Here is a 25,636-nt window from a genome sequence, read left to right as displayed (position 1 = left end):
GAAGTAAAAAACATGTCTCTACCCCAATGTTTACATTAAAAAGCTCACTTTACCCAGAAAATAAGTCCCTCTCTAATACCAATACTTTTTGTGGTGAAATTGTCACTTTACGAACACCTTCTTTGACTTCATTGCACACATAGTCTAGTGATAGATAGTGATACAAGCAAAATCTCACTTTTTCTGTCAAATTAGAAAAAGCAACTGCTTTTTTGGAAATAGTTCGTTTTATAAGCTCTAAAAGTAGATAGTTTATCAGCGCTACATATATTTGTGATTTTACTGCATTCTCACTGGTTCCCCAGAAGGTTTTTACTTGTAGGTTTTGCTTTAAAGCTTTAAAAAATAATTCAATATCCCAACGTTTCTTATATAATGCTGCAATGGTATTGTATTCCCAATCAAGTTGGTTGGTAATAATGGCAATTACTTTGTTTTCATCTTCTTTATAAACATGTACCAATCTTAGTTTATGCTTTGAAATACCCGTTTCTATCGCCCTACCTGATGTAAGTTGTATTATTTCATCTTTAAGAATATGTTGGTCAACATCATCAGCAAGCTCCAGCTCCTCTATCGTTTCATACAAAGTGTTGGACTTAATTCTAGTAACAAAAACATTTTCTGCTTTTATTCTATTGAGCATTAATTCAAAATCGAAATAAGCTCTGTCTTCAACTATAATAGTGTCTTTAGGGAAAATGAGTTGCTTTAATCCATATCTGTCATGAACCTTTGCTTCTGTTATATTTACTACATCAGGTATCATTAAATTATAATCCCAGCTAGTGTGTAATTTAATACCTCCTTTAGCTGTCCGTCCCGATAGCGATCGGGACTGCCCAATCAAACATAGCCAGACACAAGGAAATCGTTGAGCTATCTATTAGTTTAACTACCTTGCCCTTAATCTCTTCTATAATATGAGTGTTATGATGCTGTTTTAGCACCGATTTATAGTGACTTAATAAACGATAATACAAGCTCTCAAACACCTGCCAGTCACGCTTTTTATTGCCATCGCTCATTGTAGAACGAGCAGGGCTTTGGCTTAAACCTAAGTCGCTTATAAAAATCTCGCTAACTCCAATTCCTGCTGATATATCATTGAGGCTCTGGCACTTATTAAGCTGTCCGAAAGTTAAAGCAACAAACTGGTCGTAAGTTCTATACTTATGAACACCTTTATCTGTTTTGTAGGTATTGGTGCAACTTCTAAATAACCAATGGGGTACTAAATCTAAAATTTGTCGAATGACTGGTTTATTGTTATTTTTGTTTCGCCTGAAGAGTCCCATATTTGAAAAGTTTTTGGTAGAACTCAAAAATACGTGATTCTGAGGGCTTTTTAAAATCCCGACTTTCGGATGCTAGTGTTAAAACATAATAAATTTAATATTTTTATTCATATTAAGAGTTTATATCCCCGATTATAAGTATGTTTTTAACAGTTTTTCGGTATTTAGTTTTAAGGGGTTTTAGTTTGTTTTATCTTATGTCTAAAGAGCTTGAAGAAGTAGGATTTACCTTTCACCCATGACTTAAGGTGAAAATTGAAGGCTTTTAAAATTGAAATGAACTTTTCACCTTCAGCCAAATCTCTACATCCCAGATGCCTCTTGAAAGTAACTAAAAAACATAAAGCTCACTGTCTAAAAGGCATCAAATTAAATTCACACAAAATCAAAATAAATAAAAAGGCTTTAAAACTAGATAGCATTTCTTAAGATGCTGTGGTTTAATTGTGAGGATGGCTTACGATATTGGCGGATTGTCTTTATATTTGCGGCATTAGAAAATAGACTTAATTATGCAATTATCAGAGCAAGAGCGCGTAAGGCGAGATAAATTAACCACCTTAAAGGGTATGGGCATCAATCCATATCCTGCAGACCAGTTTCATTATACCCACACGTCTACCCAAGTGAAGGAAAACTTTGAGGAAGGGAAAAAAGTTGTAGTCGCCGGTCGTTTGATGTCTAGAAGGATTCAAGGAAAAGCTTCTTTTGCGGAGTTGCAAGATGGGGAAGGCCGTGTCCAAGTCTATTTTAATAGAGATGAGATTTGTACAGGAGAGGATAAGACTCTCTATAATGAGGTCTATAAAAAATTACTAGACATCGGTGATTTTATAGGGATCGAAGGGGAGTTGTTTACGACTATGGTAGGGGAGAAGACCATAAAAGTGTTGGACTTTAAACTGTTGAGTAAATCTCTAAAACCGCTTCCTCTTCCCAAAAAAGATAGAGAGGGCCATGAATACGATGGGTTTCAGGATGCAGAACAGCGCTACAGACAGCGTTATGTCGATTTGGTGGTGAATCCCGGAGTGAAAGATATTTTCAAAAAACGCTCGGCTTTGTTTACAGCAATGCGAAATTTCTTTAATGAGAAAGGCTATATGGAGGTAGAAACGCCTATTCTCCAATCTATCCCAGGTGGTGCAGCAGCACGCCCGTTTATCACTCACCACAATGCTTTAGATATTCCTTTATACTTGAGAATTGCCAATGAGCTTTATCTAAAGCGTTTAATCGTAGGGGGCTTTGATGGGGTGTATGAGTTTTCTAAAAACTTTAGAAATGAAGGGATGGATAGAACTCACAACCCTGAGTTTACCGCCATGGAAATTTATGTGTCTTATAAAGATTACAACTGGATGATGGAGTTTACAGAGAACTTGCTGGAGTATTGTGCTTTGCAAGTTAACGGGACGACCAAAACTATGTTTAAAGAACATCATGTCGATTTTAAAGCACCTTACAAACGGGTGACTATGACCGCTGCCATTATCCAATTTACAGGTTTCGATATTACAGGAAAGTCTGAAGAGGAATTGAGAACTGCTGCTCTGGAAATGAATTTGGAGGTGAATGAGACTATGGGTAAAGGCAAGTTGATCGATGAGATTTTTGGTGAGAAATGTGAAGGTAAGTTTATAGAGCCCACTTTTATTATCGATTATCCTAAAGAAATGAGTCCGCTATGTAAAGAGCATAGAGACAATCCAGACCTTACCGAACGTTTTGAACTGATGGTTTGTGGTAAAGAAATTGCCAACGCCTATTCTGAACTTAACGATCCTATTGAGCAAAGAGAACGGTTTGAAGATCAGATGAAATTATCTCAAAAAGGAGACGACGAAGCGACAGAATTTATCGATTATGATTTTTTAAGGGCACTGGAATACGGAATGCCACCTACCTCTGGCTTGGGAATTGGAATGGACCGGTTAATTATGTTTTTGACCAACAACCCCTCCATACAAGAAGTTTTGTTTTTCCCTCAGATGAGGCCAGAAAAGAAAAAGGTAGAGCTTACTGAAGAAGAAAAAGTAGTTATAGACTTACTGAAAGTAACCTCTCCACAAGCCTTGGAGGAGATAAAATCCAAATCGGAGTTGAGTAATAAAAAGTGGGACAAAGCCATTAAAGGACTCAGATCGAAAGACCAAGCTACAGTTGACAAAACGAATGAGGGTTTATTTGTAAACTTGGTTTAAATTGGTTTGAGTGATACATTCTTATAAGTCTAATACCAATCTAGTTTTTAAATGATGCATTAAAAATTTGAATTATTTTACGAAGTAGTTCAGCACAGGTTTTTTACTTAGTTGAGGACAAAAACAGAAGCATAGCAATAGTTACGGTTTTATTTTATGACGATTAGTAAGTGAAAAAGAACTGATTTTATACGACATTTTAATGCTAAATGGGTATAAATCTGGGACTTATAAGGAATTTACGTTTTTCATCATTCATTTTCTCTGGATCTTGCCTGGTATCAAAAACATCATTAATTATGACTTGATTTTCAAAAACTCTGTAAATCACTTTATAATTTCCACAAACGAGATACCTATGATTTTGCTCAAGCTTTTCGAGGTTGAATTCAATTTGGCCTAGTTCGGAATTGTTTTTGAGTTGATTTGTAGATTGAAGAATTTCTCTTCTAATCTTGTGGGCTATTTTTTTATTTATTTCGGTACTGTAATAGTCAAAAATATCTTTAAGATTTTTAATTGCGAAATCAGTCCAGATTATGATCATCTTTTACCAATTTGTAGATGTTTTTTCCAAATCTTCTTGACTTTTGAATTTTCCCTCTTTGTAATCTAATTCAGATTTTTTAATTCTATTTACTAATTCTTCAATCGTAAAAGGTTTCAATTCGGAATAGAACTCTCTTTCATTTGTTAAGATATAACTTTCTAACTTTTCCAATAAAACTTCATCTTGAACTTGAGCTAAATAGGTTATTAAATTTAATTTTCGAGTTTGTAAATCCATAGTGAAAAGATGTTTACATCAAATATACAGATTATAACTCAAGTTAAGTTTAAAACTATTTTGTAGAATTCTAGCGAACAGATACTTCTAATTGACTCTAAGGGAGGTAGTGAGCTTTCTTATTTCTGATTTACCTGTGTTTAAGATGTGTATAGTGACCACATCTATTGTTTTAAAGCGCTAAACGTAAATTCTTTAAAGGTTTCTAAGGTTCTGACCAAGGCATATTTCATGTTTTTTGCAGCTTTTAGGCTATCGTGAAAAACAATGATACTGCCAGCACTAGCTGATCTTTCAACGCAATGAAAACAAGCCTCTTTGTTGAAGCTAGACTTATAATCTTTACTAAGGATATCCCACATGATAATCTGTTGTGCATCTCTTTTTAAGGCTTTAGCTTGTGTGGAGGTGCACTTACCGTAAGGAGGCCTAAATAAGTGTGTAGGGGCAGAGTGTAATTCTATTTCTTGCTTACAGGCTTCAACATTTTCTAAGTAGTTTTTTGAAGAGGTTTGCCAGCCGTTCAAATGATTGAAGGTGTGATTTCCAACAGAATGTCCTTCATCTATAATCTGTTGAAAGAGTTCTGGATGTTTTTTTATATTATCTCCGATACAAAAAAAAGTAGCTTTAGCCTTATGGGTTTTTAAGGTATCCAAGACCCATGGGGTCACTTCAGGAATGGGACCATCATCAAAGGTGAGGAACATTTCTTTCTTTTCGGTTGAAATGCTCCACACCCGGTGAGGAAATAGTCGCTGAAGAAAAGTGCTAGACCTCAATACCTTTATGGATTAGTGGGTAATTGATCTGGAGACACTAAGTCATCGCTAGCACTATCCTTTTCAATCTGATTGCTCTCGTCCTCTTCCAATTCTTGAAGCAGTTTTTCGTTCACATTATCTTCAGGAGAATCTTCGTAGAAATGACTAAACTTTTCTAGGTAAGAATTGAACTCTGCAGCTTTATCTTTAACCAATTCTTCGTCTTGTTGAATTATTAAAATATCCACAAGGCTTCTATACTTTTCAATTTCACCAAAGATCCTATCTGCATTCTCTATTTGGTTTTCATAGTCCAGACCTGCATAGTAAGTCAGCCATTCCTTATAATTATTAGCGACAGCTTCCCAGACTTCCCTTGCTTTTTCAGGCTTATTTACTTCATAATACCCATTTATAAAGGGTTCTAGAAGTTGATAGTATTGGAAATGTTTTACAGGAATGTTTTCCATGCCTAAATCTAGAACGTTTTCTGCTTTTTCTAGTTTATCTTCTTTAATCAATTTTTCAACCAATCGAGCAAGATTACTTCTATAGGTTATGGCATTTTTTCTGGTTTCTGTGTCGTGGTAGATATCATCACTTCCACTATTCCCCCAATCCCAATCCATAACAATATCATACATTTTATCGGCATCGATCCGTCCCATATCAAACGGATTTCTCTCATCCACAGGAGTTTTGATAGGGACAAGTTTATAGGTAACCCCTTCTAGTTGAAGGTAATCCTTCATCCATAAATAATCTTCGTCTCTAAAACTCCCTCCAGTGAAATAGATAGGGCGATCCCAATCATTATTCGCTAGGAGGTCAAGCATCATTAAATTTGGTTTATAGATAAGGTTATCTTCCAAATTAATTTCGACATAAGGTTCAATTAAGTCAGCATTCTTTTGCTCTACGATTCCATTTTTAAGGACTTTTTCTTTATCCACAGGGACTCTTATGTTTTTAGTAGGAAAGGTGTTGATGACTTGCCCACTTTGGAGTTCTGCTCTGGTCGTTTCGTTATCGCTCTCTATATACTGAATAAATTGCTTGATGTTGAGGGAATCTCCTAATCTGGGATCTTTTTGAAACCAAATGGCATCATTGGTCCCATACTTATAATCTTCGTGTTTTAACGTCGTTTTAATAGGCTCACTGTCGTAAGCTTTTCTTCTCATTTGGTCTATGTACCAATCTGTAGCAAAAAGGCTCGTATTGATGGTTCTCACATCGGTTCTGTAGCCTTCGATTTCTTGGGCATACCACAAGGCGAAAGTATCGTTATCTCCTATGGTGAATAAAATGGCATTTTGATCTAAGCCCTCTAGATATTTCTTGGCCATGGCGAGAGTCGTGTATTTTCCAGAGCGATCGTGGTCGTCCCAATTTTCTGAGGCCATAAGGGCGGGGACACAGATTAGGCAAAGTAGGCCTACAGCTGGTGCCACTAGTTTGGGCGTAACATAAGCTTTTAAGTAATGGAATAGAGCATAAACGCCTAATCCAATCCAAATGGCAAACACATAAAACGATCCTACCAGAGCATAATCTCGTTCTCTGGGTTCAAAAGATCTCTCGTTGAGGTATATTTTTAAAGCGATTCCTGTAAATAAGAAAAAGACTGTCAGCACCCAAAAGCGCTTTACATCTTTGGACGCGTGAAAAAATAAACCGATTAAGCCCAAGATAAGAGGGAGGAAATAGTAGGTGTTTCTTGCTTTATTCTCAGAAAGGTCTGAAGGTAAATTCTGTTGACTTCCCAGTCGATTTTCGTCAATAAAGTCGATACCGCTCAACCAATTACCATCAAAATTTGTGTATTTTCCTTGTTCATCGTTCTGTCTACCCGCAAAATTCCACATAAAATACCTCCAATACATATAGCCCATCTGGAACTCAAACAAATAGCTGAGATTTGAGGCAGTGGAAGGCTTTTCAATATCTAGGTATTGGTTAAAGCGTTTTAAAAAGCTGATGTAACCATCAGAAGAGACCTCTCCTTTTCTATAATCGTCTCTAAAAGTTTCAATAATTGAGCCTAATTCTTGTTCTCCTCTGTATTCTGGTTTTATAGAAAACTCTAGAGGTCCAGTAAACATCATATAATTGGCTGCATGTTGTGTACTCCACATCCTTGGGAGAAAGGTTTTATGTGAGGCATCAGAATTTTGTCTAGCATTTTTATAATCATTGACAATCACATACTCCTGCTTCTCTTCATCTTTCTCATAAATTGCATTATCATCTACATAAGGGTTATCAGGGTCCAAACCAGCAAATAATTCGGTAAACTGAGGGCCGTAAAACAGATGAGTTTCACCATACTGATCTCTGTTATAATAAGCGAGGAGTTGTTGAGCACTACTAGGGTTATTTTCATTAATTACAGTTCCAGCGTTAGCCCGTATGGGTAACATAATCCAACTTGAAAAGCCTATAAATACAAATAGGATACAGAGTAAAACCGTATTGATGTGAATATAATTTTTGAGCCTTGTATATTTGAGTCCGAAATAAAATGCAGCAATAACGAGTAAACCAGCTATAACAGTTCCTGAATTGAAGGGTAAGCCTATACTGTTTACAAAAAAGACTTCCATTTTTGCGAAAAACGTCAAGGAGTAGGGCAGGAGGAGTTTAAAAATAAACAATAAGATCCCAACGACGACGAAGTTGGCAATTACAAAGTTCTTGATGGTGATTTTTTTGAAATTTTTGAAATAGTATAGAAAGCCTATTGCTGGAATGGTTAACAAGGCCATAAAATGAACTCCAAAGGAAAGTCCCACTATGAGACAGATTAAAATCAGCCAACGATTTCCTCTAGGCTTATGCATATCTCTTTCCCATAACAAGCCTGTATAAAACATAGCTGCCATAATACAGGCTGCCATAGCGTAGACTTCTGCTTCAACAGCGCTAAACCAAAAACTATCTGAAAACGCAAAGGTTAATGCTCCAACCAGACTACTTGCCAAAATAGCAAGATCTGAAGAGGTTCCTTTGGCGTCTATCGTTTTAGTGAGTTTTTTTAATAATAAAGTGATTGACCAAAACATAAATAAAATGGCAAAAGCACTCGCAACCCCAGACATGAGATTTACCATGTAGGCAATCTGACTTTCATCTGAAGCAAACATGGAAAAGAAGGCTCCAAAAATTTGATAAAATGGAGCTCCTGGTGGGTGACCAACTTGAAGCTTGGCAGAGGTCGCTATATATTCACCAGCATCCCAAAAGCTTGCTGTTGGCTCTACGGTTAGGATATAAGTCACAAGAGCAACAAGAAAGGCAAACCAGCCTAAAAGTTTATTCCAAAATGAAAAGGCAGATTTAGTCATGGATATAAATATTTTGAGCGAAAATAAACAATTATGAAATCTTATAAACGTATGATTTGATTATTATTACTTAGAAACCAACCATCTTGATGAAATGACCTGCAAATATTTTTTTGAATAAATTTTGAAATACTTTTGCCCATACAAAAGTTAGTTTTATATTTGCACTCCAATAGAATATTGGCCTATAGTGTAACTGGCAACACATCTGGTTTTGGTCCAGAAGAGTCTAGGTTCGAAACCTAGTAGGCCAACAAGTTTTTAAACCGATTTCTTTATTGAAATCGGTTTTTTTGTTTTTGCGAAGTAAGTATCTATGCTAGGTGTTTATGCTGTAGTTCTAGACGAAAGCCCTACCTGCCATTACGAATTTTTAGGTCTAGGCAGGCAACCAGCTCAATAGACACCTTTTTCTTAAGTAAAATCAGCTTTAATATTAATTTGTTTTCTAAAGAGTAAAATAAATAGTTAAAGGCTTTAATGCATGTCGCTGTATTGTATTTGATGTCTATTTTAAACGGTCTATCATAAAGTTTTTATTTATATTTAAATAAAAACTTTGATTTGATAAAGTATATTGGTTTACTTTTCTTTCTTTATTCAGTCACTGCTTCTAGTCAATATCATCATAGCATTCCGGTGTCTGAAGGTATTGAAGAAAAAGTGTTTATACATTTGAACAAACCAGTGTTCTCACTTACTGATACCCTTTGGTTTAAAGCTTATGTTACAAATCAAAATAATGCTCCCTCTTTCTCTACTACTTTGCTTTATGTGAATCTTCTCAACCAAAGGCAGGACTTAATAGCAACTCAAAGAATTCACATAAAAAATGGAGTAGGTTATGGTCAAATTGAATTTGAACTTCTTCCCCCAGGCGAGTACTATATCCAAGGATATACCAATTTTATGCGAAACTTTGACAACGGCTATATTTTTGAGAAAAAAATAAAAATAGTAGCAGATGCTCAAGAAATTCTATCAACCTCTAGCTCCAGGTATTTTACTAAAATTGCAATTGAAGGAGGGTTTTTCTTAGAAAATGCTCAAACCACAGTGGCGCTTCAGCTTCAAGACAATGGGAAAGGAATTAACTATCAAGCTAAGATTTTAAATTCAAAAAAAGATGAAATAGCCAGTTTTGATACTTCTCATGCTGGCCTAGCAAAATCTAGCTTTTACTATCAACAGAATGAAACTTATATAGCCGTAGTAAAAGTAAAAGAGACAATTCTAGAAATAGAACTGCCTAAGGCTAAGAAAACAGGGCTATTGATGATTGTAGAAAATACAAATGACAGTTTAATTAAGGTGCATCTTAAGACTAATTCTGCAACTTTAAAGGAAAAAAAAGGCAATGATTATGAGCTGCGAAATGGTATTGGTCATCTCCAATTTAAACTACAGGATACTACCCAAGCTATAGCTGAACTCTATACACATCAGTTTAAACATGGTATTAATAAACTGGTTTTGTATAAAAATGGACAGCCCGTAAGCCAAAGAAAAATTTATGTTCATAAAAGTAATTCTATACCCAAAATTGATCTACAAAAAGTGGCATCTGCCGATCAAGATTCAATTGCTTTTAGGGTAAAACTCACAAATCAAAATCAACCTTTAAAAGCAAATGTTAGTTTATCAGTTTTAGCTTCCAATCACTCTTTATCTTATGCGGATAAAAGTATCTCTGGAGCTCTCTTATTTACTCCTCTGTTGAAAGAAAATGTAGAATTGATAAACTGTGTTGAAGACATAGAGAGTCCAAATTGTAAATATTATTTAGACTTAGTATTACTTATGCAAGGAACTTCAATAGACTCAATAGGAGATTTTAAAAAGTTTAAGGACACAATTTCTTATGAGTGGGAGGTTGGCATAAAGTTAAAAGGTAGAATTGAAGGCGAACTAAAGACCCACACTTTAGCATTATTAACAAATTATGATCTTCTAATAGATAAAATTGTGCTTAAGCACAAAAGGGAATTCCAGTTTGACAGCCTTTTGGTCTATAACTCAGATACCTTAAAACTTGCCTTTTTAGATCTTGGAGCTAGCTTAATGAGGCCTGATAATTTGGTGATAGATGTTTTGGAAGAAAAAAGTAGTCCTCCAGTCCTTAAAAGTTTAAAAACTACTACTACTCGGGAGCAAGACAAGATTGGCGATCTAGACTATAGTGCGTTTCAAAATAATACCACTGTTCTTGATGAGGTCTTACTCTTAGGTAAAGCAAAAAGTGAACGTAAGGAAAGGAGAGAAATGCTTCTAAAAAAATATAGTTCTATTGTTTGGGACATTGGAAAATATTTTGAGTTAGAATTACTTGAGTTTTATCCTTTTTATAAAGACGATGTCTTATCTTTTTTAGCCTTTAAGGAAAATGTGGAGTTAAGAAGAAACAAAAACGGAGAATATTATTTAATAAGAGCGGGGAAAGAATCTGAATTATATATTGACGGAGAAGTAAAAGCAAATTTTGATCTACTGCATGTAAATTTAAATATGAGAGATGTTGAGAGTATTATGGTTCAACCTCTTGGAGGTAGTAGGGTTTATCAAGTTTTTACTACAGAGGATTACAAAAGGAATTTGGTAAGGCTGTATCAAAAACAGGTTATCAAAGAGGCTTATCAAAAGCCAAAACCATATTCACCCCCAAAACAAATAAATTTAGAACAAGATCTAATTCCTGTTGAAATTGACTGGAAGCCAGTTTTAAAAACTAATGATTTTGGCGAGGTTTACTTTAAAATTCCAAAAAGTGAAATTTTTAAATATTACCATCTCCAATTTGAAGGTTTCAGTAGAAGTGGGATTCTAATTTTAAAAGATTTTAAAATTAGTCAATAGATACCACAACATCTATTGAACTGAATTTGGAACTTTTATAAAAAGTAATCGTAATCTAAAACTGAAATTCATTGAAAACGGACACATAAGTCATTGGTTATGGGGTTGTCATGTCGATGAAAAGTAACCTAGATAATACAGTTTAATATTTTTTTTTGTAATTGGTAGATAATATTTATGTTATATGAGAAAGACCCTAAAGTTTGAACATAAAAAAAGCTGATGGGTTAGATTAGCTTTTATAGGATGTTTAATTCCTTAAACTTTAGGATGTGCATAATAGATAATATCTTTTAATGCAATAGCGTAAAACTAGTTTTAAATAAGAGTGTTGACAATACCTACTATTAGGTATTTTTTTCAAACTAAAAAAGCTCCGTAAAATACATTACGGAGCTTTTCTTAGTTGAAAGTTTATTCAGAAATTATTTCAATTTCTTCTTAACTTCTACTTCTCGGTAAGCTTCTAGAATATCCCCCTCTTGGATGTCATTGTAGTTTTTCAATTGCATACCACAATCATAGCCTTTAGAGACTTCCTTAGCATCATCTTTAAATCGTTTTAAAGAAGTCAGTGTTCCTGTGTGGATTACAATGCCTTCACGTATCAATCGAATACCGGAGCTTCTATAAATTTTTCCAGAAATTACCATACATCCTGCAATAGTTCCAATTTTAGAGATTTTGAAAGTTTCTCTAATCTCTGAAGTACCTGTAATTTCTTCTTTAAGTTCTGGAGAAAGCATACCTTCCATCGCATCTTTAATGTCGTTGATAGCATCGTAGATGATAGAATACATTCTGATATCGATTTCTTCATTATCAGCAAGTGTCCTAGCATTTCCAGCAGGCCTTACATTAAATCCAATGATAACAGCTTCAGAAGCTGAGGCTAGCAAGACATCACTTTCAGTAATGGCTCCAACTCCTCTATGTATAATATTGACTTGAATTTCCTCTGTTGAGAGTTTCTGTAAACTGTCTGTTAAGGCTTCTACGGAACCATCCACATCCGCTTTCAGGATAATGTTCAATTCTTTAAAGTCTCCAAGAGCAATTCGTCTTCCAATTTCATCTAAAGTAATGTGTTTCTGTGTTCTAACACTTTGCTCTCTTTGAAGTTGATTTCTTTTCGAGGCTATTTCTTTTGCTTCTCTTTCATCTTCCATGACTTGGAAGGAATCACCAGCTTGTGGAGCCCCATCTAGCCCAAGAATAGAAATAGGAGTAGAAGGGCCAACTTCTTTTACTTTATTACCACGCTCATCTTGCATGGCCTTTATTTTACCACTTGTTGTTCCGGCCAAGACATAATCTCCAATTTTAAGAGTACCTGCCTGAACCAAGATAGTAGATACGTAACCTCTACCTTTATCCAGAAAAGCTTCCACGACGCTTCCTTTTGCAAGGCGATTTGGATTTGCTTTTAAGTCAAGTAATTCAGCTTCAAGAAGAACTTTTTCAAGTAACTCAGGAATACCTGTACCATCCTTAGCTGAAATTTCTTGGGACTGAACTTTACCTCCCCAATCTTCTACTAACAAGTTCATACTAGCTAGTGATTGTTTTATCTTTTCTACGTTAGCTGTAGGTAAATCTACTTTATTAATTGCAAAAACAATCGGAACTCCTGCAGCTTGTGCATGAGATATAGCTTCTTTGGTTTGAGGCATCACATTGTCATCTGCAGCAATTACAATAATTGCGATATCTGTGACTTGTGCACCTCTAGCTCTCATAGCGGTAAAGGCTTCGTGACCAGGAGTATCTAAGAAAGAAATAGTTTCTCCAGTCTCTATCTTAACACTATAGGCGCCAATATGCTGAGTAATTCCACCCGACTCACCAGCAATTACGTTTTCTTTACGAATATAATCCAGTAAAGAAGTTTTACCGTGATCTACGTGACCCATAACGGTAACGATCGGAGCTCTAGGTTTTAAATCTTCAGGGTTCTCGGTAACTACTTCTTTGTGGTCTTCAACTTCTGCACTTACAAATTCCACATCATAACCAAATTCTTCAGCGACAACACTTAAGGTTTCAGCATCAAGTCTTTGGTTCATAGTCACCATCATGCCTAAAGACATGCAAGCAGAAATAATTTTGGTCACAGGCACATCCATCATCGTTGCTATCTCGTTGACACTAACGAACTCAGTTACCTTAAGGACTTTACTTTCTTTTTCTTGTTGATCGAGATCTTCTTGAGAACGTTGTTTATGTTGATCTCTTTTGTCTCGTCTATATTTTGCTCCTTTCTTGCCAGCAGATCTACCTTGAAGTTTTTCTAAGGTTTCTCTAACTTGCTTTTGGACTTGTTCTGGAGTAGGATCTTCTTTTGGAGCTGCTTTTACATTTCTCCTAGGAGCTGGTTTTGCGCCTTTTTTGAAGTTGGGTTTACTAGCTCCAGGGGTTGCTGTGTTAGTTTTTGATATACGCTTACGCTTTCTTCTTTTGGAAGCTGCTTCTTTTTCTTTCTCTTTTTCCTTTTCTTTCTTGGTTGGAGTTTTCTTAAATTGATTTAAATCAATTTTTTCACCGGTAAAGTTAGGTCCAGAAAGCTTTGTGTATTGAGTCTTGTGTAGAGGGTCCTCAACTTCTTTTTCTTTTTCATCTTCTTTCTTAACTAGAGGTTTTTGTTCGGCTTCCTTTGCTGGCTTTTCAGATGCTGGTTTAGCAGAAGTTGGCTTAGTAGAAGTTGGTTTAGCATGTGGAGTAGACTTTTCAGGCTTATCAGACGCTTTTTTGCTTTTAGGTTTCCCTTTTCTAGTATCTGTAAGTTCAATTTTACCGACTTGTTTTAAGCCTGTAATTTTGGACTTAGACCTGATAGTTTCTTCTTTCTCTTTTGCTGCTTTCTTGGAGTCTTCTTCAGCTTTAGCCTTTGTTTCCTCCTCAGCTTTAGCGGCAGCGGCTTTTTTCTTGTTGTCTGTAGCTTGTTGCTCTTTCCTAGCTTCGTCTACTTTCTTCTTCTCAAGTTCGTGTTCTCTTGCGAGACGCAACTCTTCCTTCTCCTTTTTTCGCTCCTCGCTTACTTCTTCTGAAGCTACCTTTTTACTTTTATCAGTTTCGAATTTGTCTGATAATACTTCATAAACTTCCGAAGAAATTTTGGTTGTAGGTCTTGCCTCAATTTCATAACCTTGATCGCCCAGATATTCCACCGCTCTATCCAGTGATATATTAAACTCTCTTAGTACTTTGTTTAATCTTGTTTGTTTTGATTCAGCCATAAATTGCCTCTAATATTACCTCTTTTATAATGTTGCAAAGATGAGTTTAAATAATCTATTCTTCAAACTCTTGTTTTAAAATTTTGACCACGTTCAAAACGGTTTCTTCTTCCAAATCCGTTCTTCTTACGAGATCACTTACGTCTAATTCTAAGATACTTTTTGCAGTATCTAAACCTATTCTACCGAATTCTTTAATAACCCAGTCTTCTATTTCGTCTGTAAACTCTGTTAATTCCACATCTTCTTCTTCGATACCATCTCTGAAGACTTCTATGTTATATCCTGTTAATAGTCCAGCGAGTCTTATATTATGTCCACCTCGTCCAATTGCTTTTGAAACCTCTTCAGGTTTCAAAGTAACTTCTGCATATTTTTTTTCTTCATTCAGCTTGATATTCACAATCTTCGCTGGGCTTAAGGCTCTTTGAATGTAGAGTTGTGGATTGTTGGTGTAATTAATTACATCAATATTTTCATTTCCCAATTCTCGAACTATACCATGTATACGAGAGCCTTTCATACCTACACATGCTCCTACAGGGTCTATCCTGTCATCGTAAGTGTCTACTGCAACTTTCGCTTTTTCTCCAGGAATTCTTACTGCATTTTTAACAGTGATAAGCCCATCAAATACTTCAGGAATTTCTTGTTCAAATAACTTTTCAAGAAACTTTGGAGTCGTTCTAGATAGGATAATTATAGGTTTGTTTCCTTTAAGTTCAACCTTTTCGATAACACCTCTTATACTATCTCCTTTTCTGTAGAAATCAGAAGGGATTTGATGTTCCTTTGGAATGATTAACTCATTTCCATCATCATCCAGTAAAATCACAACATTGTGTCTTACATGATGAACTTCTGCTGTATAAATTTCTCCAATTAAATCTTGGAAATATTTAAAGGTATTAGTGCTATCATGCTCATGAATTTTAGAAATTAAGTTTTGTCTTAAGGCCAGTATCGCTCTTCGACCTAGTTGATACAACTTTACTTCTTCAGAAACATCTTCACCTACTTCAAAATCAGGTTCTATTTTTCTAGCATCCTTCAATGAAATTTCTTTGTTTTCGTCCTCTACTTCTCCATCGTTTACTACATTTCTATTTCTCCAAATTTCTAAATCCCCCTTGTCTGGGTTAATAATAATATCAAAATTATCATCTTGTCCAAATTTTTTCTTCAATGCATTTCTAAATACATCTTCAAGAATGGCCATCAAGGTTACTCGATCAATTAATTTGTCGTCTTTAAATTCAGAAAATGAGTTGATCAAATCGATATTCTCCATAATATCTTTATTTGTTAAAATTTATTATAACTTGAGCTTTGTCGATGTCTTCGTAAGCTATTTTTGCTTCTTTTTCTACTTTGTGTTTGCCTTTTCCAATCGGTTTTGGCTCTTTAGCAGTCCATTTTAATTCAATATCTTCGTCAGATGCTGCCGTAAGTGTTGCTTCTATAGATTCATTTTGGCTTTCGACTGCTAGTTTTCTCCCGATATTTTTCTTGAACTGTCTTGGGAATTTAAGGGGTTCAGTCGCTCCACAAGAGGCGACTTCTAATGAGAAATCCTCTATCTCTCTATCGAGGTTATGTTCTATAGCCCTACTCATATTGACACAATCTGTTATAGATAAATCTCTATCACCATCTATGATCACGTTAATATTATTCTTATCAGAAATTTGTAAATCAATTAAAAATAGAGCCTCGTCTTCCTCCAATCCTTGCTTAACCAAGGTTAAAATTTGCTCTTTATCTAAAGCCATTATTTACTTATAAAAAGAGGGGACTAATTTGTCCCCTCCATATTCAAAACTTTGCAAATGTAATAATAATTTATCAGTTATAAAAGAGAGGATTTTTTTATAATTTAAACTAAATAATTAAAAGCATAAATTCTCAACTTAAGAAAAGAATCCTAGTCCCCACAGACTTTTCTCTTCAAGGTGAAAATGTCTTGAAAGTCGCTGCATAACTCGCAAAAAAATATGATATTTAGATTTTTTTATCCCATTTGCTGGATTTCTTTCTTAGGATTTATCGATCCTATAAATGAAGAAGTAGGGGGGTGATTTACCACAATAGTTGTTTTTATGAAGTTAGCATACAAGAGGTTTACAGAAACCTTTCATAAGATGAAGGATCATTTATAAGGGATTGAGGTTTACAAGACGGTATAGTTTTACTAAACTTTCGATGGTATTATGGCAATTTACAAAAAATACGATTGCGAATTTATCGTTATGGGATCTAAGGGTTCATAAAGTTTACACGAGGTTTTTATAAGGTCTAATACCAAATTATATTTATAATGCCGTATGAATAAATTGAATTATATTACGACTTAGCTCAGCACAGGTTTTTTGATTGATTGAAATCAAAAATAACTAGCATAGCCTTAGCTACGGTAATTATTTTTGATGAAAAGCAGGCGAAAAAAGCCTGTGCCGAATTCATATCGGTAAAACGATTTATTGCGTCATTATAGGTCTAATTTGGTATAATACAAAGAACGTGGTTAGGTCTTCTCATATTCTTGTGTCAGTTATTATTTCGCGAGCTTTGATTCAGTTTTTGCGGTTACCTTATTATGTTTTCAGCACTTTCAACACCTTTGGCATCGACAACTCCCATAGAAATGATAATTAATACTCCGGCAGCCTGGCTTAATTTTCCCATAACAAAAGGTTTTTAAAGTATAAATACAACAAAAGTCAAACTAAGTGTAGCATTAATAAATTTGTTCGGCAAGTTTTTGTCATGACAGATGATTAAATCCTGAGGAAATTCGCGGTATTTTTTGCTTGAGTTCGAACGTGGTCTTTTTGTGTGGTCTCTATGTTCGAACTCGTTGGTTCTTGATTGATATGTTGCTTCTTCTTATTTTTTGAGGAGTTTCTCTGTTGATGTGCGTCCGTCTTGGTTAGTAGCTATGACGATATACATTCCAGAAGCCAGATTGCTTATATCAATGGTTTCTTTTTCATTGAGACTCAGGGGAGACACTTGGCTTATAAGTCGTCCATTGCTGCTAAATATTTCGATAGTTTTAATAGTTTGCCCTTTTGTTATACTTAGGGTTACTTCTGTTGTTGCTGGGTTTGGATACATTTTGAATCCCTCGATTTCTTGGTTATTGTCGATGCTGAGGGTTGTAATAGTAAAAGTATCACTAAAAGGACTCAGACTGTTTGATGTTGCGTCATATGAAGCGATTTTGTAATCGCCTGGAGCAAGATTATCAAACGTTTCATCAAGTCCAGTGGGACCCGCAATCGGTGAACCGTCGGTTGCATCGGTTGCGAGATAGAGATACTGCATAGTAACTCCTGGGGTGGATAATTGGTCTCCAAAACTCGCATTTGTGGTGTTAGCGTATCCTGTTTCGAGCTGGTCTTCATTGGTAATATCAATACTATTTCCCGCGACATTTGCCGTAGGGGCGGTATCATAGATTACGGGTTCGGTCTCCACCGACTGTCCCGGACCAGTCCCATTATAATACGCAGCAATCCCATCGGCGACATTATCACTATTGCCATTATCGAGCTCAGTATAAGGGGTTGAGATTTCATGGTCTTCACCAAAATATTCTCCGACGTGTCGGGTATTCCCATCACCACCATGGATAGGATTTCCGGTGTTGTTGGCATTACTGACCGTGTAGTATTGTAGCAGTATGCCAGGGGTTGAGGCTACGTTACCAACGGTATAACCACTATCTAAATTAGATTGCGCGTTGGTGGCGATATTAGTTGCAGTAAAGGTTATATTAGTTTTTGCTTCGGTATGACTACCATTTAGTCCGTCAAGCCCATGAGCTGCTTCATGTGCTAAAAGCCAGGTCAGAGTTGGAGCGGCAATTGTTTGGTATCGAAATCCATCGTCGCCTGGTCCGGATTGAGCGGCTCCAGTATAGGCATTTCCGGTATAAAAAGACGACGTCAAATCTCGCGGGTCAGTGATCTCCGGGTGAGTGGCTTGGTTGGTCGAGTTTTGTCGCCAACCTCTGAGTTGTGCTAGATCACCTAAGCTACTACCAGTACTGATGAGATTTGATGAGATATAGCGAACCCGGACGATGATGTTGACCAGGTCAATATGGACACCGTATGCGTTTTGCATTTCTCGAGCGTGGCGGTAGAGTAATGGCTCTATGACACTTTCTCCCTGGGCATCAAAATTTGCACCACCGATAGCATTTATTTCTGTTACTTGGAGTTCGTTTTGGGCACGAGTGGGATCAGTTTGGGCTTTCATAGCCGCGGTTCCACCGATTATTAGCATGATATTGAGTCCATATTTCCGCAGGGTTTTTCCGGTGCGTTCTCCCAAGGAATGTCCGCCAGATTTTTCGCTGCTTGGGTCTGTGTGCTCCGGCGTAAATGATGGATTGTTTTTCATGGGTGAAGATGTTTATATTATTTTGCAACTTAATTTGTACAAGTAAAATTTGTTTTTGTCAACTTTTTTTTATGGATAAATATAGAAAATATTTTCAACTTTTTTTTTAGACTTATTCTTCTAGCGAAATGCCCGTCAAAGATCGTTGCGGGTGTGGAACAACTCACAAACATCATTGCGAACGAGGAACGAGTGAAGCAATAAAGGGTTGAGTGAGCTTTGATTCAGTTTTTGCGGTTACCTTATTATGTTTTCAGCACCTTTGGCATCGAAACTTCCCATAGAAATGATAATTAATACTCCGGCAGCCTGGCTTAATTTTCCCATAACAAAAGTTTTTAACTATAAATATAGTAAAAAGTCAAATTTAGTATAGCATTAATAAACTTGTTCGGCAAGTTTTTGTCATGACGAAAGAACAAATCCCGGGGAAATTCGCGGGATTTTATGCTTGAGTTCGAACGTGGTCTCTTAGTGTGGTCTCTACATTTGAACTCTTTGGTTCTTGATTGATATGTTGCTTCTTCTTATTTTTTGAGGAGTTTCTCTCTTGATGTGCGTCCGTCTTGGTTAGTAGCTATGACGATATACATTCCAGAAGCCAGATTGCTTATATCAATGGTTTCTTTTTCATTGAGACTCAGGGGAGACACTTGGCTTATAAGTCGTCCATTGCTGCTAAATATTTCGATAGTTTTAATAGTTTGCCCTTTTGTTATACTTAGGGTTACTTCTGTTGTTGCTGGGTTTGGATACATTTTAAATCCCTCGATTTCTTGGTTATTTTCGGTGCTGAGGGTTGCTATTGGGTTATTGAGAACGTTTTGAGAAACATTCATAACTCTATAGCTTAGCGTACTGGGGTCACTACTATAAGCGGTATAATCAATGTTTGGTCTACTTTTAAAATCAATTCCTACTGGATTTAGATGGGCTCCATCACTGGTATCAGTATCATCATAAATATAGAGACGATACACATCATCGATGGTTGCTAATACTGTTCCATCCTCTGCTTTGAGTAAAGGATAACTCTCATTGTACTCAGAAATATCATCGAGGCTAAAGGTTCCATTTACGGTGTCTACCGTTACAGTTGATTCAGCTACGTCTTCAGGATTTCCTTGATTATGGACTCTGTTTGGCTGTGTAGCGGTATAATCATCATAAATGAGATCAAAGGTATTGTCCGTAGTCCCGCTAGATACATCTGTGGCAAGAACACGTTCTTGAGCCCCAGTTCTAGATTTGTAGTACACATAACCATCAATAGCATTGCTTGTGGCCACGGGACCAGTTGCAACACTCGATTGAGCCCCTCCACCAGTAAATTTTAATTGGGTTCTTTTTGTGCCAGCAGCTATATACAGATCATCAGTTGGGTCATTGGGTGTACCATTATCGTCAATGCTTTGCTCGGCAGGAAATAATGCCCCTTGGTTATGTCCAGCGAGTGCTGCATGACCGCTCGTTAGCTCATGTGGAACTTTTATGTAGTTAGACAAAGCAACGGCACCTCCGACTGCTGCGTTAAATCCTTGAAATCTTCCTGCTGAGGCAGCTCCGGCATCAGGGAAGAAAGTATTAGTCTGTAACCAGTGAAGATTAGCATTAGATCGCCCTTGGGCAATAATATAGTTTCGGTAAGCTGTAGCAGTTGAGGTTGCTGTTGATTTGAGAATTGGGGTATTATTTGTATCATCAATCGGTTGATTAGCATCAAAATTATCATCTACAATTCTCCCTACTACTGTTAATTCATCAGTTCTCTGATCCTGATTCATGATATCATTAGCCGCGACAAGGTTTGATATTAATCCTGCGTCTTGGTTTGAGCCAGAGGCATTATCTATATCACATTGTACTAGATTATATCCAGAACCAAAGGCTGGATTTGTTTGGGCTATCACGCCCAAACTACTCGCCCCAAAAACAATCATCATGACTTGGGTCTTGCTGAGTCCCGAGACGGCAATTAACTTGTCCAAAAATTCTCCTGAAACATCTTTAATAGTTTCGCCTAAGTTGCCGAACTGTTCGTTGATTGTTGTCATGAGTAATTGTTTTTATGTTATGTTACTATATAATTATTACGAGTAAAGTTTATTTTTGTCAAGTTTATTTTTGTCTTTATTTTGTGGAGAGCGTGAGTTGGTTATTATTTCGCGAGATTTAATTCAGTTTTTGCGGTTACCTTATTTTGTTTTTCAGCACTTTCAGCATCGACGCTTCCCATAGAAATAATACCTAATACTCCGGCACCTCAGCTTAATTTTCCCGTAACAAAAGTTTTTTAAAGTATAAATATAGTAAAAAGTCAAATTTAATGAGCATATAAAACTAAAAAATAGACATACTAAACTCATCTGCTTACAATTAGCCCGATGGTCTTTATTAAAATAAAGTTTTATATAACGAAAAAGTTATTAATCAAACTAAAATCGTGCTTTGCAGCTTTTCTCAAGACGGAGACTGGCTCATAACCAGAAGGTCGTAGGTTCGAATCCTAACTCCGCAACCACAATTCGATTAATACGGCGTTAAAGTGGCATTTGAATAAAAAATTGTAACTAATCAGTCTACTCGTTGAAACTCAAATCTAGCGACAACCGCTGCTGATTTATTTTCGATAGTAGATATACCGTCTTTTGCCTCCAAAAACGAAAGTTTTCGGTATAGGATTCTATAATCAGTTTCATTGTCAATGTGGTCGCTAGAGAATTTGTGATATTGATTAAGCGTTTCTTGGCTGGGGCTGTCAGATAATTGGTCAGGAACCGTTAGAATATATCGAGCTAGCCTTTTTTCCTCGTCAGCTTCTGCTAGTAATTCAGCTCTTTTGATGACAAGTTTTGCAAGTTCTGGGTCAGTTGCTCGAAAGGTGTCCAGACTGGTTTGGGCGGTAGTCCGTTCATCATCACTTGTGGCCTTGAGTACAGCGTCACGAAGTGTCGACAGTGTGGTTGATACATTTTTGATCATCGCACGTTCCTTGGGAGTGAATTCTGGTTTAATGCGTTTTAAATTTTCTTTGGTAACAGTAAAAACATCATTCTTAATGATGTTTGCTTTAGCGCTTAAATTATTGTGTATTTCTGCCTTCATCGCATTGTGTTCCTCAAAACTTTCAGCGTTTACAGCTAATGTGGCTAGTGTAGCTATCGCTATGCTTGTCTTGAATAATCCTTTCATAATTAATTAATTTGAAACTTCAAATAATGGTCGCGTGCCAGAGTTTTCAGTTTTTTGCATTAAGTTATTATTTTCTAGGTAATACAAAATTACATTGTTTTCTTTTATTGCATCACTGTAGGTAAATACAAGAGTTTCTCCCGATACATTTATTGATGGAGTTCCTTTTATCCTGCTTATAGATACAATATTACTAACAGGTTTAGTGTTTCCATTATGTACCACAACTATAGACCGCCATTCTTTGTTTTCTGTGATCTCCATGTGGTGTTCTTTTTCCCAAGCGACAACCTCTGCTGATTTATTTTCGATAGTAGATATACCGTTTTTTGCCTCCAAAAACGAAAGTTTTCTCGCCATATTATTGTAAGCAATGGCCTTGTCAGAATGGTCGTCAGAGAATTTATCATGGTCTGCAAGCGTTTCTTGGCTGGGGCTGTCAGATAATTGGTCAGGAACCGTTAGAATATATCGAGCTAGCCTTTTTTCCTCGTCAGCTTTTGCGAGTAATTCAGCTCTTTTGATGACAAGTTTTGCAAGTTCTGGGTCAGTTGCTCGAAAGTTATCCAGACTGGTTTGGGCGGTAGTCCGTTCATCATCACTTGTGGCTGTGAGGACAGCGTCACGAAGTGTAGCGAGCTTTGTCGATACATTTTTGATCATCGCACGTTCCTTGGGAGTGAATTCTGGTTTAATGCGTTTTAAATTTTCTTTGGTAACAGTTAAAACATCATTCTTAATGATGTTTGCTTTAGCGCTTAAATTATTGTGTATTTCTGCCTTCATCGCATTGTGTTCCTCAACACTTTCAGCGTTTACAGCTAATGTGGCTAGTGTAGCTATCGCTATGCTTGTCTTGAATAATCCTTTCATAATTAATTAATTTGAAACTTCAAATAAAGCACTTGTGCCAGAGTTTTCAGTTTTTTCCATTAAGTTATTATTTTCTAGGTAATACAAAATTACATTGTTTTCTTTTATTGCATCACTGTAGGTAAATACAAGTGTTTCTCCCGATACATTTATTGAATGAGATGTGTAGTCTTTGGGATAGAGTAACGTACTGACTTTTTGTCGATTATGAAATACGCGTATTTTTCCGCTTTGACTTACAATCTCCATGTGGTGTTCTTTTTCCCAGGCAACAACAACTGGTGATTTATTTTCGATAGTAGATATACCGTCTTTTGCCTCCAAAAACGAAAGTTTTCGGTATAGGATTCTATAATCAGTTTCATTGTCAATGTGGTCGCTAGCGAATTTGCGATGTTGATTACGCGTTTCTTGGCTGGGACTGTCAGATATTTGGTCAGGAACCGTCAAAATATATCGAGCTAGCCTTTTTTCTTCGACAGCTTTTGCGAGTAATTCGGCTCTTTTGGTTACAAGTTTTGCAAATTCTGGGTCAGTTGCTCGAAAGGTGTCCAGACTGGTTTGGGCTACAGTACGTTCATCATCACTTGTGGCAGTGAGGACAGCGTCACGGAGTGTAGCGAGCTTTGTTGACACATTGGTGATCATCGCACGTTCCTTGGGAGTGAATTCTGGTTTAATGCGTTTGAAAACCTCTGCAGTTGCGTCAGAGGTATCATTTTTTGTATCAGTTGTAATATCCGCGAATAATTCGGTGAGATTTTTTTTCACATCTGCTTCATTTTTATTAGTATATTTATCAAGGGTGTCAGCATTTACGCTCATCGTTGCTAATGTAACACCTAATACTCCGGCAGCCTGGCTTAATTTTCCCATAATTACTTGTTTTAAAAAGTATAAATATACTAAAAGTCAAATCTAGTATAGCATTAATAAACTTGTTCGGCAAGTTTTTGTCATGACGCAGGAGAGAATTCCGCGATTTTTTATTATTATTTTAAAATATAAAAACCTAAAGGTTTTATTTAAATCCATAAAAAATCTCGCAAGAATCTCGCGAGATTTTATTCTTTTATACGTTCGTTAACTATTCTTTTATCAACTTTGTGGCTTTTTTACCACCATTTTTGTCATAGACATGCATGATATACATTCCAGATTGGAGACGATCTAGAGGTACAGTTATCTCAGTTGCTCCTTGTGGATTTACTTCTATGACACGTTTTCCTGTCATGTCGTAGACTTCGATGTCATCTAATGGTGTATTTGCTTCTATATTTATACTCTCAGTTGCTGGATTTGGGTACATCTTAAATTCTGGGATTTCTTGGTTATTTTTGGTGCCGAGGGTTACCATTGTGTTATTGAGAACGTTTTGAGAAACATTCATAACTCTATAGCTTAGCGTACTGGGGTCACTACTATAGGCGGTATACTCAATGTTTGGTCTACTTTTAAAATCAATTCCTACTGGATTTAGATGGGCTCCATCACTGGTATCAGTATCATCATAAATATAGAGACGATACACGTCATCGATGGTTGCTAATACTGTTCCATCCTCTGCTTTGAGTAAAGGATAACTCTCATTGTACTCAGAAATATCATCGAGGCTAAAGGTTCCATTTACGGTGTCTACCGTTACAGTTGATTCAGCTACGTCTTCAGGATTTCCTTGATTATGGACTCTGTTTGGCTGTGTAGCGGTATAATCATCATAAATGAGATCAAAGGTATTGTCCGTAGTCCCGCTAGATACATCTGTGGCAAGAACACGTTCTTGAGCCCCACTTCTAGATTTGTAGTACACATAACCATCAATAGCATTGCTTGTGGCCACGGGACCAGTTGCAACACTCGATTGAGTCCCTTCACCAGTAACTTTTAATTGGCTTTTTTTTGTGCCAGCAGCTATATATAGATCATCAGTTGGGTCATTGGGTGTACCATTATCGTCAATGCTTTGCTCGGCAGGAAATGATCCCCCTTGGTTATGTCCAGCGAGTGCTCCATGACCGCTCGTTAGCTCATGTGAAACGTTTATGTAGTTAGACAAAGCAACGGCACCTCCGGCTGCTGCGTTAAATCCTTGAAATCTTCCTGCTGAGGCAGCTCCGGCATCAGGGAAGAAAGTATTAGTCTGTAACCAGTGAACATTAGCATTAGATCGCCCTTGGGCAATAATATAGTTTCGGTAAGCTGTAGCAGTTGAGGTTGATGTTGATTTGAGAATTGGGGTATTATTTGTATCATCAATCGGTTGATTAGCATCAAAATTATCATCTACAATTCTCCCTACTACTGTTAATTCATCAGTTCTCTGATCCTGATTCATGATATCATTAGCCGCGACAAGGTTTGATATTAATCCTGCGTCTTGGTTTGAGCCAGAGGCATTATCTATATCACATTGTACTAGATTATATCCAGAACCAAAGGCTGGATTTGTTTGGGCTATCACGCCCAAACTACTCGCCCCAAAAACAATCATCATGACTTGGGTCTTGCTGAGTCCCGAGACGGCAATTAACTTGTCCAAAAATTCTCCTGAAACATCTTTAATAGTTTCGCCTAAGTTGCCGAACTGTTCGTTGATTGTTGTCATGAGTAATTGTTTTTATGTTATGTTACTATATAATTATTACGAGTAAAGTTTATTTTTGTCAAGTTTA

General features: G+C 36.5%; 15 protein-coding genes, 1 tRNA gene and 1 pseudogene. 3 read left to right on the top strand and 14 right to left on the bottom strand.

Going from position 1 to position 25,636, the window contains the following annotated elements; translation table 11 throughout:
• Positions 1-49: 49 nt before the first annotated feature.
• Positions 50-1,298: pseudogene (locus tag P700755_RS19040) on the bottom strand (IS4 family transposase).
• A gap of 512 nt (positions 1,299-1,810) precedes the next feature.
• Between P700755_RS19040 and lysS the strand changes: the two are divergent.
• Positions 1,811-3,502: a lysine--tRNA ligase gene (lysS, locus tag P700755_RS03905; RefSeq protein WP_015023448.1), complete on the top strand. Its 1,692-nt coding sequence runs from the start codon at positions 1,811-1,813 to the stop codon at positions 3,500-3,502.
• 205 nt (positions 3,503-3,707) lie between these two features.
• On the opposite strand, the gene P700755_RS03900 is transcribed toward lysS, so the two are convergent.
• The 4 genes from P700755_RS03900 to P700755_RS03885 all read right to left on the bottom strand — a co-directional run bounded on the left by P700755_RS03900 (position 3,708) and on the right by P700755_RS03885 (position 8,400).
• The gene (locus P700755_RS03900; RefSeq protein WP_015023447.1) at positions 3,708-4,049 is read right to left on the bottom strand and encodes a type II toxin-antitoxin system RelE/ParE family toxin; all 342 of its coding nucleotides are present in this window, start codon (positions 4,047-4,049) and stop codon (positions 3,708-3,710) included.
• A 3-nt stretch (positions 4,050-4,052) separates the two neighbouring features.
• Complete coding sequence (locus tag P700755_RS03895) at positions 4,053-4,289, bottom strand: hypothetical protein (protein WP_015023446.1); 237 nt, start codon at positions 4,287-4,289, stop codon at positions 4,053-4,055.
• 164 nt (positions 4,290-4,453) lie between these two features.
• Positions 4,454-5,029, bottom strand: coding sequence for a polysaccharide deacetylase family protein (locus P700755_RS03890; RefSeq protein ID WP_281015246.1), 576 nt, complete (start codon positions 5,027-5,029; stop codon positions 4,454-4,456).
• A 47-nt stretch (positions 5,030-5,076) separates the two neighbouring features.
• Entirely contained in the window at positions 5,077-8,400 is a 3,324-nt protein-coding gene (locus P700755_RS03885; protein WP_015023444.1) for a glycosyltransferase family 117 protein, read from the bottom strand.
• Positions 8,401-8,581: 181 nt separating this feature from the next.
• Here P700755_RS03885 and P700755_RS03880 point away from each other — a divergent pair.
• Both P700755_RS03880 and P700755_RS03875 read left to right on the top strand, forming a co-directional pair.
• A tRNA-Gln gene (locus P700755_RS03880) sits at positions 8,582-8,654 on the top strand.
• Between the two features lie 310 nt (positions 8,655-8,964).
• Positions 8,965-11,253, top strand: a complete 2,289-nt coding sequence (locus tag P700755_RS03875; RefSeq protein WP_015023443.1) for a hypothetical protein — start codon at positions 8,965-8,967, stop codon at positions 11,251-11,253.
• 425 nt (positions 11,254-11,678) lie between these two features.
• Here the strand turns inward: P700755_RS03875 and infB are convergent, their stop codons facing one another.
• From infB to P700755_RS03830, 9 genes are all read right to left on the bottom strand, one after another.
• Positions 11,679-14,489 (bottom strand): translation initiation factor IF-2, encoded by a 2,811-nt coding sequence (gene infB / locus P700755_RS03870; RefSeq protein ID WP_015023442.1) that lies wholly within the window; start codon positions 14,487-14,489, stop codon positions 11,679-11,681.
• Positions 14,490-14,544: 55 nt separating this feature from the next.
• Entirely contained in the window at positions 14,545-15,780 is a 1,236-nt protein-coding gene (gene nusA / locus P700755_RS03865; protein WP_015023441.1) for a transcription termination factor NusA, read from the bottom strand.
• 7 nt (positions 15,781-15,787) lie between these two features.
• Entirely contained in the window at positions 15,788-16,261 is a 474-nt protein-coding gene (gene rimP, locus P700755_RS03860) for a ribosome assembly cofactor RimP (protein WP_015023440.1), read from the bottom strand.
• A gap of 1,114 nt (positions 16,262-17,375) precedes the next feature.
• Positions 17,376-18,899, bottom strand: coding sequence for a T9SS type A sorting domain-containing protein (locus P700755_RS03855; RefSeq protein ID WP_015023439.1), 1,524 nt, complete (start codon positions 18,897-18,899; stop codon positions 17,376-17,378).
• 527 nt (positions 18,900-19,426) lie between these two features.
• Entirely contained in the window at positions 19,427-20,953 is a 1,527-nt protein-coding gene (locus P700755_RS03850; protein WP_015023438.1) for a T9SS type A sorting domain-containing protein, read from the bottom strand.
• Positions 20,954-21,473: 520 nt separating this feature from the next.
• Positions 21,474-22,091 (bottom strand): hypothetical protein, encoded by a 618-nt coding sequence (locus P700755_RS03845; protein WP_015023437.1) that lies wholly within the window; start codon positions 22,089-22,091, stop codon positions 21,474-21,476.
• Positions 22,092-22,097: 6 nt separating this feature from the next.
• A complete protein-coding gene (locus P700755_RS03840) occupies positions 22,098-22,964 on the bottom strand; it encodes a hypothetical protein (protein ID WP_015023436.1) in 867 nt (288 codons plus the stop codon).
• A 6-nt stretch (positions 22,965-22,970) separates the two neighbouring features.
• A complete protein-coding gene (locus P700755_RS03835) occupies positions 22,971-23,840 on the bottom strand; it encodes a hypothetical protein (protein WP_015023435.1) in 870 nt (289 codons plus the stop codon).
• A 211-nt stretch (positions 23,841-24,051) separates the two neighbouring features.
• Entirely contained in the window at positions 24,052-25,569 is a 1,518-nt protein-coding gene (locus tag P700755_RS03830) for a T9SS type A sorting domain-containing protein (RefSeq protein WP_015023434.1), read from the bottom strand.
• Positions 25,570-25,636 lie beyond the last annotated feature (67 nt).

The sequence above is a fragment of the Psychroflexus torquis ATCC 700755 genome (assembly GCF_000153485.2).
Lineage (GTDB): Bacteria > Bacteroidota > Bacteroidia > Flavobacteriales > Flavobacteriaceae > Psychroflexus > Psychroflexus torquis.
This window is presented reverse-complemented; position numbering and strand designations above follow the sequence as displayed.

Bases quoted from the DNA above. Each gene is read 5' to 3' on its own strand.
- P700755_RS03900 (WP_015023447.1), bottom strand. From the start codon at position 4,049: ATGATCATAATCTGGACTGATTTCGCAATTAAAAATCTTAAAGATATT.
- P700755_RS03835 (WP_015023435.1), bottom strand. From the start codon at position 23,840: ATGGGAAAATTAAGCCAGGCTGCCGGAGTATTAGGTGTTACATTAGCA.
- P700755_RS03855 (WP_015023439.1), bottom strand. From the start codon at position 18,899: ATGAAAAACAATCCATCATTTACGCCGGAGCACACAGACCCAAGCAGC.
- rimP (WP_015023440.1), bottom strand. From the start codon at position 16,261: ATGGCTTTAGATAAAGAGCAAATTTTAACCTTGGTTAAGCAAGGATTG.
- P700755_RS03840 (WP_015023436.1), bottom strand. From the start codon at position 22,964: ATGAAAGGATTATTCAAGACAAGCATAGCGATAGCTACACTAGCCACA.
- P700755_RS03885 (WP_015023444.1), bottom strand. From the start codon at position 8,400: ATGACTAAATCTGCCTTTTCATTTTGGAATAAACTTTTAGGCTGGTTT.
- P700755_RS03845 (WP_015023437.1), bottom strand. From the start codon at position 22,091: ATGAAAGGATTATTCAAGACAAGCATAGCGATAGCTACACTAGCCACA.
- P700755_RS03830 (WP_015023434.1), bottom strand. From the start codon at position 25,569: ATGACAACAATCAACGAACAGTTCGGCAACTTAGGCGAAACTATTAAA.
- nusA (WP_015023441.1), bottom strand. From the start codon at position 15,780: ATGGAGAATATCGATTTGATCAACTCATTTTCTGAATTTAAAGACGAC.
- P700755_RS03850 (WP_015023438.1), bottom strand. From the start codon at position 20,953: ATGACAACAATCAACGAACAGTTCGGCAACTTAGGCGAAACTATTAAA.
- lysS (WP_015023448.1), top strand. From the start codon at position 1,811: ATGCAATTATCAGAGCAAGAGCGCGTAAGGCGAGATAAATTAACCACC.
- infB (WP_015023442.1), bottom strand. From the start codon at position 14,489: ATGGCTGAATCAAAACAAACAAGATTAAACAAAGTACTAAGAGAGTTT.
- P700755_RS03895 (WP_015023446.1), bottom strand. From the start codon at position 4,289: ATGGATTTACAAACTCGAAAATTAAATTTAATAACCTATTTAGCTCAA.